General features: G+C 68.0%; 9 protein-coding genes and 2 pseudogenes. 5 read left to right on the forward strand and 6 right to left on the reverse strand.

Going from position 1 to position 11014, the window contains the following annotated elements; translation table 11 throughout:
• Positions 1 to 120: 120 nt before the first annotated feature.
• The 4 genes from M4486_RS04610 (at position 121) to M4486_RS04625 (ending at position 3860) form a co-directional block, all read left to right on the forward strand.
• Positions 121 to 1416, forward strand: coding sequence for an IS256 family transposase (locus M4486_RS04610; protein ID WP_249481068.1), 1296 nt, complete (start codon positions 121 to 123; stop codon positions 1414 to 1416).
• A 147-nt stretch (positions 1417 to 1563) separates the two neighbouring features.
• Positions 1564 to 2064 carry a DUF3995 domain-containing protein gene (locus M4486_RS04615; protein WP_239201721.1) on the forward strand — a complete coding sequence of 167 codons (501 nt, stop codon included), beginning with the start codon at positions 1564 to 1566 and terminating at the stop codon, positions 2062 to 2064.
• Between the two features lie 248 nt (positions 2065 to 2312).
• A complete protein-coding gene (locus M4486_RS04620; RefSeq protein ID WP_239201720.1) occupies positions 2313 to 2663 on the forward strand; it encodes a YciI family protein in 351 nt (116 codons plus the stop codon).
• Positions 2664 to 2672: 9 nt separating this feature from the next.
• Positions 2673 to 3860 carry an RNA polymerase sigma factor gene (locus M4486_RS04625; protein WP_239201719.1) on the forward strand — a complete coding sequence of 396 codons (1188 nt, stop codon included), beginning with the start codon at positions 2673 to 2675 and terminating at the stop codon, positions 3858 to 3860.
• A gap of 360 nt (positions 3861 to 4220) precedes the next feature.
• Here M4486_RS04625 and M4486_RS19905 read toward each other — a convergent pair.
• A pseudogene (locus M4486_RS19905) lies at positions 4221 to 5063 on the reverse strand (IS30 family transposase); the annotation flags it as partial.
• Between the two features lie 123 nt (positions 5064 to 5186).
• On the opposite strand from M4486_RS19905, the pseudogene M4486_RS19910 reads away from it, so the two are divergent.
• Positions 5187 to 5486: pseudogene (locus M4486_RS19910) on the forward strand (IS110 family transposase); the annotation flags it as partial.
• Positions 5487 to 5773: 287 nt separating this feature from the next.
• Here M4486_RS19910 and M4486_RS04635 read toward each other — a convergent pair.
• The 5 genes from M4486_RS04635 to M4486_RS04655 form a co-directional block, all read right to left on the reverse strand.
• The gene (locus M4486_RS04635; RefSeq protein WP_239201788.1) at positions 5774 to 7663 is read right to left on the reverse strand and encodes a heavy metal translocating P-type ATPase; all 1890 of its coding nucleotides are present in this window, start codon (positions 7661 to 7663) and stop codon (positions 5774 to 5776) included.
• A gap of 209 nt (positions 7664 to 7872) precedes the next feature.
• Complete coding sequence (gene cmtR, locus M4486_RS04640; RefSeq protein WP_239201785.1) at positions 7873 to 8238, reverse strand: Cd(II)/Pb(II)-sensing metalloregulatory transcriptional regulator CmtR; 366 nt, start codon at positions 8236 to 8238, stop codon at positions 7873 to 7875.
• A gap of 358 nt (positions 8239 to 8596) precedes the next feature.
• On the reverse strand, positions 8597 to 8980 hold the full coding sequence (locus tag M4486_RS04645) for an ArsR/SmtB family transcription factor (RefSeq protein WP_370645925.1): 384 nt from the start codon (positions 8978 to 8980) through the stop codon (positions 8597 to 8599).
• A gap of 57 nt (positions 8981 to 9037) precedes the next feature.
• Positions 9038 to 9979: a cation diffusion facilitator family transporter gene (locus tag M4486_RS04650; protein WP_239201717.1), complete on the reverse strand. Its 942-nt coding sequence runs from the start codon at positions 9977 to 9979 to the stop codon at positions 9038 to 9040.
• Between the two features lie 734 nt (positions 9980 to 10713).
• On the reverse strand, positions 10714 to 10986 hold the full coding sequence (locus tag M4486_RS04655; RefSeq protein WP_239201775.1) for a metal-sensitive transcriptional regulator: 273 nt from the start codon (positions 10984 to 10986) through the stop codon (positions 10714 to 10716).
• Positions 10987 to 11014 lie beyond the last annotated feature (28 nt).

The raw sequence follows: 11014 nt of genomic DNA on the forward strand, positions 1-11014 counted from the left end.
ACCTGTGGATGACCCTCGGCGGGGTGAACGCGATGGAGCGCACCGTCCCGAGGAAGATCTCGTAGTCACAGAACTCTGATCAGGACCGGCGTGGGTGCGCCGGCTCGGGAAGGTACGCCCATGCTCAAGGTAGTCCACGACGCCGAGGCGTCCAACGAGAACACGGCGGTCGCGAGCGGTGGGTCGCTGCTCGATCAGATCGTCCGCGACGGCGCTCGGCAGATGCTGGCGGCCGCGTTGCAGGCCGAGGTCGCCGCCTACGTCGAGGTGTTCGCCGACGAGCTCGACGAGAACGGTCGGCGGCTGGTGGTCCGCAACGGCTTCCACGTCGAGCGCGAGGTGACCACGGCCGCGGGTGCGGTGCCGGTCAAGCAGCCGCGAGTCAACGACAAGCGGACCGACCCGGTGACCGGGGAGCGTCAGCGGTTCTCCTCGGCGATCCTGCCGGCTTGGGTACGGAAGTCGCCGCGGGTGGCCGAGGTGCTGCCGCTGCTGTACCTGCATGGCCTGTCCAGCAACGACTTCGGTCCCGCACTGACCCAGTTCCTGGGCACCAGCAACGGGCTGTCGCCGGCCACGATCACCCGGCTGACCAAGGACTGGCAGGACGAGGCCGCCTCGTTCAACAAGCGATCGCTCGCCGAGACCGACTTCGTCTACGTGTGGGTCGACGGGGTCCACCTCAAGGTCCGCCTCGAGCAGGACAAGGTGTGCCTGCTGGTCATGGTAGGGGTGCGTGCCGACGGTTCGAAGGAGATGATTGCGCTCGACGATGGGCACCCCGAGTCCACCGAGTCCTGGCTCGACCTGCTCCGCAGCTGCAAGCGCCGCGGCATGCGCGCTCCGGTGCTCGCGGTCGGCGACGGCGCTCTCGGGTTCTGGGCCGCGGTGCGCGAGGTGTTCCCCGAGACCCGCGAGCAACGCTGCTGGTTCCACAAGATCGGCAACGTGCTCAACTGCCTGCCCAAGTCCGCTCAGCCCGGCGCGAAGGCCGCACTCGCCGAGATCTGGAACGCCGAAGACCGCGAGCACGCCGAGCAAGCCGCGCGGGCGTTCGCCGCCGACTACGGGGCCAAGTGGCCCAAGGTCGCCGCGAAGATCACCGACGACCTCGACGTCCTGTTGGCCTTCTACGACTACCCGGCCGAGCACTGGGTCCACCTGCGCACCACCAACCCGATCGAGTCGACCTTCGCAACCGTCCGGCTCCGGCAGCGAGTCACCAAGGGACCAGGCTCCCGCGCCGCCGGAGTCGCGATGGCGTTCAAACTCATCGAGTCCGCCCAGACCAGGTGGCGCGCGGTCAACGCACCCCACCTCGTCGCACTGGTCCGCGCCGGCGCGAAGTTCGAGAAGGGCGTCCTGGTCGAACGCACAGACGACCACGAATCAGGAGACGACGCTCACGCCGCGTGACACGCCGATCCACAGATTGCTCCAGGGGGGCTGGGCTCGACTGGACGATCGCGGTGGTGGTCTGCCCGTAGAGCTGGAACTTGTCGAGTGGGTCTTTGAGCCGGTCGCCGGCCGGGGCATGCGCGCTGGGCTGGTAGAATCGGGCGTGTGCAGACGACCCGTCGTCCCCTCTCGCTCGCTTCCCGCGCAGCGGTGACTGTCCTGATCATCGCGGCAGCGACCGGTGTAGCGCACGGGTCGTTCAGCCTCTACTGGGCCGCTGGCGGAAACTGGCTGGTGGCAACGCTCGGTCACCAACTCGTGAGTGACTTCGCGGGTCGGCGCTGGCTCCTGTTCCCCGTCGGTGTGGTCAAGATCGGGTTCGCAGTGTTTCCGCTGGCCCTCGCCGTGTGGGACCGGCCGTGGCCTCGCCCCGGGCGGCTGGTGTGCTGGCTGGGCGCCGTCGTGTTGATGGTGTGGGGTGGCATCAACACTGTCACCGGCAATTTCGTGCTCATTGGCGTCATCGACCCCAGCGGGGGCTACGACCGCGACGGCATGATCGGACACGCGTGGCTGTGGGATCCGCTGTTTCTCCTGTGGGGAGTCGCACTCACCGCTGGACTGCTCCTCTCCCGCCGCCACGTTCAGCAGCCATCGCAAGCCTGATGCCCATTCAGCGATCCGCTTGCGAGCTCCGCTCGACGATCGACTTCCGCGGCGACGGCGGCTACATCATCGTCCCGCCTTGGGCACGCTCCATCAATGGCACCACAAGCGGGTAGCTGAAGTTGGGGCTTACCCCCTGTCCGAGACTCTCTCGGAGACTTTCTTGGGAGGATGTCGAGAGTGGCCGGTTTCGAACGTATAGAGAGTGAGCATGGCATCACGGCCGTGCCGCTAGCAAGGAGAAGATCATGACCCAGTACATGCTGAGCAATGTCACCCCCACCGGCCGGACGCTTGAGCCCGAGCAGTTCCAGCAGGTCATCAAGAATGTCACCGAGGTCACCCAGGAGATGCAGTCCGCCGGTGTCTGGGTGTTCTCGATGCCCCTCGCCGACCCGTCGTCGTCGACGGTCGTGTCCAGCCAGGACGGTACGGTTACACTGGCCGACGGGCCGTTCGCCGAGCTCAAGGAGTACGTCGGTGGCTTCACGATCATCGACGTCACCGACCTCGACGCGGCGACGACGTGGGCAGGCAAGGTCTCCGAGGCGACGGGACTGAAGATCGAGGTTCGCCCCGCGCCGAGCTTCGGCGGCTGAGGAAGAACGATGATCGACGCGCTCGCGGCCGTGCACCGGGCATTCCGCTCGGAGTACGGCCGCACTGTCGCGATCCTGATGCGCAGTATCGGCGACCTCGACGCCGCCGAAGATGCGGTACAGGACGCGTTCACGGCAGCCGCCGACGTCTGGCCCGCCCAGGGCGTTCCCCCGAACCCGCAGGCATGGATCGTCACGACCGCGCGTCGTCGCGCGATCGACCGCATCCGACGCACGCAGACGGAGCAGCGGTACGCCCCGCATATCGCGCGACCATCTGTCGCCGCGCCGGAGGGGACCGGCGACGACGAGCTGCGCATGATCCTGCTGTGCGCCCATCCGAGCCTGTCGCCAGAAACACAAGTCGCACTGACTCTGCGTTACGTCGGCGGACTCACGGCGACAGAGATCGCGCGGGCATTCGGCTCAACAGAAGCGACGATCGCGCAGCGGCTCTCGCGCGCGAAGCGGAAGATCAAAGACGCCCGGATCGACTTGCCCGGGTCGGGACGCATCCACGACCAGCTCGGCGTCGTGCTCGCCGTGATCTATGCGATCTACAACGAGGGCTACGTCACCACGTCCGGGCCGCTCAGCCGCTTCGACCTCAGCCAGGAAGGAGTCCGGCTGGCGAGACTCGTGGTCGCCCACTCGAAAGGCGCGCTCGAAGCCAAGGGACTCCTGGCGCTTCTCGTGCTGCTCCAGGCCCGCCGTCCGGCCCGTATCGCGGGCAATGGCAGCCTGATCCCGTTGCCTGAACAAGACCGACGGCTGTGGGACCGTGACATGATCGCCGAGGGACAGACCCTCGTGCGTGAGTGCCTCACCGCCGACAAGCCCGGCCAGTATCAGTTGCAGGCCGCGATCCAAGCCGTACACTGCGACGCCTCACGAGACGCGGACACCGACTGGCGGCAGATCCTCGCGCTGTACGACATGCTCCTGCCGCTCGTCCCTACCGCAGCAGTGCGCACAGCCCGGATCGTGGCACTCTCCCACGTCGAGAGCGTCGAAACAGCACTGGAACAGATCGCCCCAGAATCAGGCGACCACTATGAGCTCGCGGTGCGCGCCGACCTTCTCGCCAGACTCGGCGACGCGGCCAATGCCCGAGTGGCATTCCAACGCGCTGCGAGCATCGCGGAGAACACTGCAGAAAGGACTCACCTCCTCCGACGCGCAGACGAGCTCACGTGAGACACCCGACCTCAACGTCGCATCCGTGTCTTGGCCCAGACCGTGCCACGGTGCACCCCGAACTGACGAGCCAGCGGGGTCACGCTCACGGCCTGTGCGCGAGCTGTTCGCATAGCGTCCACTTCCCTGTCAACGGCGGCTGAGAAGCCGAGCGCTGCGCACCCGGCCAGGACCGCGTCGACGCCCTCACCGCGGCTGCGGCCGCCAACGGTTGGGATCTCATGTTCGCCGACAAGCACCCCCACGTCGGCGGTCCCCAGACCTACGCCGCCCACCTCTCGAACACCGACGGCTACGAAGTCGAGCTCCACGCCAGCAACCCGTAGAACTCACCGATCCACAGGTCTTGACGATTCCTCCCTTGCCTTGGTCCCACGTCAATGTTGCTTTCAGCGTGGCCGGGAGAGTGGAGAGTTTTTCGATCAATCCATCGCGGGTCGCTTCGACTCGTGACTTGGTGGGGTCCAGACGCACCAGGATCACGTAGTTCGAACGTCTCTCGACCACGGTCCCGATCGCCGAGGCCCCGTCCTTGCCCACGATCAGATCGCCTTCCCAATGCCCGGGAACACCGCGGTCCAGCGCCTCGGCCGGCCGCTCCCAGATCGAGACCATGTCCTTGATTCGCCCCCGGCGTCTCTGCGCACTGCGGCGGGGATGCCTGACTGTGCGTCCGGTGCGGGTCAGCGCCTTCAGCTCGCGCTTGAGACCACCTCTGGCCTGCAGGTAGATGGTCCGGTAGATCGTCTCGTGGCTCACGTGGAACCTCGGGTCGTCGGGATGCTCACGGCGCAAGCGTCCCACGACCTGCTCGGGCGAGTAGCCCTCGTCGAGGCCGTGCTGGACCGCAGCGTGGAGCACCGGGTCGGACGGGATCTTCAGTTCCTTCGAACGCCGGCGCTTCTCAAAGGCGTCACGCCGAGCGCGTGAGGGTGCGTACTCGCCCGGAGTTCCTTTTGCCGACCCCCGCCGCACTTCACGCGAGATCGTGGAAGGGGCCCGGTCCAGGACCTTCGCGACATACCGGATCGAGCGTCCCTCGATGAGGAGCTCCTTGATCCTGAACCGCTCCCCATCGGTGATATAGCGATCAGGATCCTTCCACCGAGCCGGAGCAATACCGCCCGTGGCCCGGACATACAGAGCCAACGTGGCATGGCTCGTATCGATCTCACCGGCGATATCCCGCAGCGCTAGCCCCATAGCACGAGCATGCCAGAACTGCTCGATCTTCCAGCGGGGACCCATCTCGAACCCCGGCCTCCCACGACCAACCACAACACCCTCCTCACGTCGAGTGTTGCGATCACCCCTAGAACCCGCGCCCTCGAGCTGTTGATCAAGTACGGGGGCCAGACCGGGCTGAAAGAGGCCGGTGGCGCTCGGGTGCTGCGATTCGCTCGCGGTCGGTCCCGGCGTAATCCGCAACGCCTGGTCGAGGCGATCTTCACTGCGCTTGGTGAGTGGAGCGTGGCCGTGCCCGCAACAGCGGCGGTGGAGCTCGTTATCGCACGAGTCGCCGGACAGGTCAAAGAGCTCATGGCACAACGCGCGACCGTGTCCCGAGAGGTTGAGGGCCTGCTGGAGGACTTCCCTCCCGCCTCGGTCTTGATGTGCATGTCGGGGAGCGAGGTGCTCGGCGCTACCGGTGACGATCAGACCCGGGCTTTCGTGGTCGTCCTCGACGCTCCAGTCGACGAAGGGACAGCAGGAGCTCTCGACCGCGCCGAGCTCGCGCAGCCGCCGGACCGCGACGTCGGTCGGCGCGTAGTGCATGACCGACGACGTCTCCGTGCCCTCGACGACGAGCGATCGCTCGTCGTCGAAGGCTCGCCAGCGTTCGATCTGGCCCCTGCCTGCACCGACGGCGAGCGTACAGGCGATGGGCAGGCCGTTCAGCGGTCCGGAGGGCGTCACGCCGGGACCCGGTCTCTCACCGCACCGCTCGTCCGCAGAGCAGCCTGACGACGCGCGGCGCGGACTCCGTTGAGGATGACGACGACCTCGGCTGCCTCGTGGACGAGGACGACGCCGGCCAGCCCGAGCACCCCGAACAAGGCGAGCGGGAACAGCACGACGATGATTGCCAGTGCCAGTGCGATGTTGGCCGTCATGATCCGCCGTCCGCGGCGTGCGTGGGTGAAGGCAGCGGGGATCAGGCGCAGGTCGTGACCGGTGAAGGCGATGTCGGCGGATTCCACGGCGGCAGCGGAGCCCGTCGCGCCCATCGCAATGCCAACGGTGGCCGTGGCCAGGGCGGGGGCGTCGTTGATACCGTCGCCGACCATCGCGGTCGGCCCCGAGGCCGCCAGCTGCGTGATCGCGGCGGCCTTGTCAGCGGGGAGCTGCTCGGCGCGCACGTCGTCGATGCCTGCCTGCGCTGCGAGGGTGCGGGCGGTGCGGGCATCGTCACCGGTGAGCATGACTGTGTCGATGTCCTGGGCATGGAGCATGCGCACGGTCTCGGCGGCCTCGGGGCGCAATTCGTCGCGCACGCCGATCAGACCGATGACTGCACCGTCTGCTTCGACCACGATGACGGTCATGCCCGTCTCGGCGAGTTCATCGGCGTCGTCGCGGAGCCCAGACGGGTTGAGCCACCGAGGGTTGCCGACCCTGACCGTGCGGCCGTCGACGCGGCCGGTGAGTCCGTGCCCGGCCTCTTCGTGCACGTCCTCTGCCGCCGAGGCGTCGGGCACGGCGGCGGTGATCGCGGCCGCCAGGGGGTGGGTGCTGGTCGCCTCGAGCGCCGCAGCCCAGGCGAGGACCTGTCCGCGGTCGAAGCCGGCTGTGGTGCGGACCTCGGTCACCTGCGGGTGGCCCTGCGTGAGCGTGCCGGTCTTGTCGAAGGCGACCGTGCGGATGCTGCCGAACTGCTCGAACGCCGCGCCGGACTTGACGACGACGCCGAACTTCGAGGCCGAGCCGATGGCGCTGATGACGGTGACGGGAACGGCGATCGCCATCGCGCACGGCGAGGCGGCCACGAGCACGACGAGGGCGCGCTCGATCCACGTCGACGGGTCGCCCACGAGCACGCCGAACAGCGCGACCAGGGCGGCGACGACGAGCACGGCGGGGACGAGGGGGCGGGCGATGCGGTCGGCCAGGCGGGCCCGCTCGCCCTTGCGGGCATGGGCCTGCTCGACGAGCGCGACGATCTGGGTCAGCGAGTTGTCGCGGCCGTCGGCGGTGGCCTCGACGAGCAGCGAGCCGGACCCGTTGACCGCGCCCGCGGGCACAGGGTCGCCGGGACCGACCTCGACGGGGATCGACTCGCCGGTGACGGCGGAGGCGTCGATGCTGGACCGTCCCTCGGCGACGACGCCGTCGGTCGCGACCCGCTCGCCCGCGCCGACCATGAGGAGGTCGAGCTCGCGCAGATCCGCCACAGGGACGTCGACGCTGCCCGACTTTCGGGAGACCCGCGCGGTCTGGGGGACCAGCGAGAGCAGCGCGCGCAGCCCTTCCTTGGCGCGGTCCATCGCGCGGTCTTCGAGGGTCTCGGCCAGGGAGAACAGGAACGCCAGGGCCGCAGCCTCCCCGACGTGGCCGAGCAGCACCGCTCCGGCCGCGGCGATGGTCATCAGCAGACCCACGCCCAGGCGTCCGCGCCCCCTTGCGGTGAACAGCCGCTTGAGCGTGCTGGGCACGAAGGTCCACGCCCCGGCCGCGAGGCCGGCGGCGAAGGCGACCAGCGCCGGGATCCCGAGCCCCGTGACCTCCAGGACCAACCCGGCCGCCCACAGCAGTCCGGAGACGCCCGGCAGGGCAAGGGCGCGGTCTCGCCACCACGGGGGCATGTCCTCGTGCGGGGCGCGGCGGGGCTCGGACGGCCCGCAGCACGCGTCGCCCTCGTCGAGGGTGGGTGCTTCAGGGGCTTGCTCGAGCGGTCCGCAGCAGGCATCGCCCGTGCTCGTCGGGCCTTTGCTCATCGAGACGGGCCGGGTCGACACCGTCTTCATCGTCTGGTTTTCGCGGCGCGCCTCGTCGACGCCGCAGCACTCGTCGCTCACAGTCCCTCCTCCTCGGAGGCAGCGCAGCATCCCGGCACAGGGCACTGCGGGTCCATGCAGGGGACGCTCTCGTCGACGGCCAGCGTGACGTCGACCAGCGCGGTGAGCGCCGCGGCGATGTGCGGGTCGGCGATCTCATAACGCGTCTGTCGGCCCTCTGGTTCGGCGACGACGATGCCGCAGCCGCGCAGGCACGACAGATGGTTGGACACGTTGGTGCGCGTCAGCTCCAAATCGCGAGCGAGTCTGGCCGGGTAGCCCGGCTCCTCGAGCAGGGACAGAAGGATGCGGGAGCGGGTGGCATCGGTCATGGCGCGGCCGAGCCGATTCATGACGTCCACACGTGAAGCAATAGTCAGCATGCACTGACCATACATCAATTGCTGACCTATTGGCTGGCGGCAACCTGATCGTCGCGCCGCGACCACTCCGGGCTGTCATCCTCCGACAGCATCAGCGGCGGCGTTCCCGCTTCGATGCGCCTCTCGAAGTAGCCCTGCCCAGGCTTGGCGAAAGCACGAGGCTGCGAAGGGGTCTCCTGCGCGGAACAGGCGAGGCAGACGGCTGCGGGACGTCGTCGATCGGCAGGTAGGTGGCTGGGTGGAGAGTGTCACGGTCGCTGCCGTCCAGCGCGCAGTTGACTTCCTGCGGCGCGGCGAGGATGCGGCTCGATGGAAAAGCGGCGTCCGAGAAGTCGCGCGACTCGGGACGAACGCCGGTTCAGCCGGCCATCTGTCCAGACGCCCCGTGGTCGTGCAGAGAGCACAGCGTCACGCCGTCACCGGTGAGGGCGAGGAACTTCTCGGCCGCGGCGAAGAATTCGACGAGCGCCTCGGGGTGCTGCAGCGAATAGACGGAAGCGCGGCCCTCGGGGCGGGAGACGACGAGGCCGGTCTCCTTGAGGCTGGACAGATGCTTGGAGACAGTGCTCTGGGACAGGCCGAGGTGCTCGGTGAGGTCGACCACGCGGTGCTCGCCGAGCCGGAGGTGCTGGAGGATCACCAGGCGCGAGGGATCGCTGAAGCTGTGGAAGAGGCAGGCCACGACCGTCATCTCCGAGACCTCGTCGGCCCAGGTCGCCGGCTCCGCGTTCACACTCTTCATCCCCATATGGCGATGATACTCCTTCTCGCTCATCGTTCGGCTCAGCCCGCAGCATGCTCAGCCGTGCTTGACCGACTCGGGCTCGTGCTCGGCGATGTGCTCGGTCTCGACCTGGAACGTGGAGTGGTGGACGGACACTTCGAAATGCTCGGCCACGCAGCCCTTGACTGCGTGGAGGGTCTCGGCCGCGTGGCCGTCGGTGAAGCACTCGTCGTCGACCACCACGTGCCCGGTCAGCGTGGGAAGGCCGGTGGCCACGGTGGAGGCGTGCAGGTCGTGGACGTCCTTGACGTGGTCGAGGGCGAGGATGTGCTCGCGGACCTCGTCGAGGTCCAGGCCCTTGGGGGTGAACTCCATGAGCACGCCCACCGTCTCGCGCATGAGCTTGAGCGCGCGGGGAACGATAAGGGCCGCGATGAACAGGCCGGCCACGGCATCGGCCTGCTGGAAGCCGGTGGTGGCGATGACGATCGCGGCAACGATGACCCCGAGCGAACCGAGGGCGTCGTTCAGAACTTCCAGGAAGGCGGCGCGCATATTGAAGTTCGCCCCGCGGCTGGAGGACAGGATGACGATCGCCACGATGTTCGCCAAGAGTCCTACGACTCCGAAGACCAGGAGCTCGGTCGCAGGAACTTCAGGAGGCTCGAACAGGCGGCGGACACCCTCGACGGCGGCATAAGTGCCGACCACGAGGAGAAGCACTGACTGGCCGAGCGCGGCGATCACCTCGATTCTCCGGAACCCCCAGGTACGCTTCGAACTCGCCGGTCTGAGCATGAGGGTCGCGGCGATCAGGGCAACGAGCAGCCCCGAAGCATCGGCGATTGCGTGCGCAGTGTCGGTCAGCAGCGCGAGGCTGCCGGTGACGAATGAGCCGATGGCCTGCGCGACGACGATCGTCGCGGTCATCGCGAAAGCGGCCCAGAGCTTCTTGCGGAAGTCGCCGGGATGCCCCACCTCGCCGGCCGAGTGGCCGTGGTCGTGTCCTGCGCCCATGTCTGCTGGTTCTCCATTTCCCCCGCGGTTCGTCGGCCGCGGAACCCCGCATGAATCATCGTCAATCGACGATGCTAGCGCAATATGACGATGTTGGCAATTGCGCCCGATGCGGGCCGAGGCTCTACCGGCGAAGGACACGCGCGCAGGCCCCGAGAACGGGGCAGCTCTGGGGCCGGTGCGCAGCCGGGTGGGATGGGGCCGGGGCGAGGTGGAACGCTCCGGTGATGATGTTGAACAGGAGCGCTCCCACGACGTCGGCTACCGCCCGGCTGCTGTATCCGAACGCGCGGAGCGCGTCGACCTGCCTGTCGGCCACCGATGCTGAGACGAGACAGAGCTGGACCCTGAGCCCTATGACGCCGGCGTCGCCGGGTCTGATGCCCCCTCATGGGCAAACAGGATCCCTTCCTCGAGCGGGCAGAGCGTGCCTGCCGCTTCGGAGCCAAGGCGCATGCCGCAGCCGCGCCGGGCCTGGTCCGCTCTCGCGACCAGGTCGCTGGTCCTCCTGTCAAGCTTCGCGCGGCACATTGCCCGGGTGGACTCTACGTACCCCCTGAGCACGGCCGGCGAGGCGGCCATATCGCCCACAGTGTCATGGTGCTCAATCACCTTCTCCGAGGGGCTACCGGGGCACGCCGACAGCGATCTCTGGCGTGAGTGGGGTGAAGCGAGGCGCGGCGGGTCTTCCCCTCATGCGCTGGTCCGTCCAAATCCCCTGCGGGAGACGAGGTTCAGGAGCGGACGAGGCGAGTGATGGCGTCGCTGGCCTCTTGGATCTTCTCGAAGGCCGCTTCATCGTCACCGAGCCGGGCGGCGTCGAGGACGCAGTGCTTGAGGTGGTCGTCGAGGAGGCCGGTGGCGACGCCCTGGAGCGCTCGGGTCAGCGCGCTGACCTGAGTGAGGATGTCGATGCAGTACTTCTCCTCGTCGATCATCTTCGAGATGCCGCGCGCCTGGCCCTCGATGCGGCTCAGCCGGCGCAGATAGGCCTGCTTGTCGCTGATGTAGCCGTGCTGATGCTCGTCGGAGGCC

This window comes from Brachybacterium kimchii, from assembly GCF_023373525.1.
Taxonomy (GTDB): domain Bacteria; phylum Actinomycetota; class Actinomycetes; order Actinomycetales; family Dermabacteraceae; genus Brachybacterium; species Brachybacterium kimchii.

Excerpts from the sequence above, each read along its gene's own strand:
- M4486_RS04610 (WP_249481068.1), top strand. The coding sequence starts at position 121 with ATGCTCAAGGTAGTCCACGACGCCGAGGCGTCCAACGAGAACACGGCG.
- M4486_RS04620 (WP_239201720.1), top strand. The coding sequence starts at position 2,313 with ATGACCCAGTACATGCTGAGCAATGTCACCCCCACCGGCCGGACGCTT.
- M4486_RS04625 (WP_239201719.1), top strand. The coding sequence starts at position 2,673 with ATGATCGACGCGCTCGCGGCCGTGCACCGGGCATTCCGCTCGGAGTAC.
- M4486_RS04635 (WP_239201788.1), bottom strand. The coding sequence starts at position 7,663 with ATGCCCCCGTGGTGGCGAGACCGCGCCCTTGCCCTGCCGGGCGTCTCC.
- cmtR (WP_239201785.1), bottom strand. The coding sequence starts at position 8,238 with ATGCTGACTATTGCTTCACGTGTGGACGTCATGAATCGGCTCGGCCGC.
- M4486_RS04645 (WP_370645925.1), bottom strand. The coding sequence starts at position 8,980 with ATGAAGAGTGTGAACGCGGAGCCGGCGACCTGGGCCGACGAGGTCTCG.
- M4486_RS04650 (WP_239201717.1), bottom strand. The coding sequence starts at position 9,979 with ATGGGCGCAGGACACGACCACGGCCACTCGGCCGGCGAGGTGGGGCAT.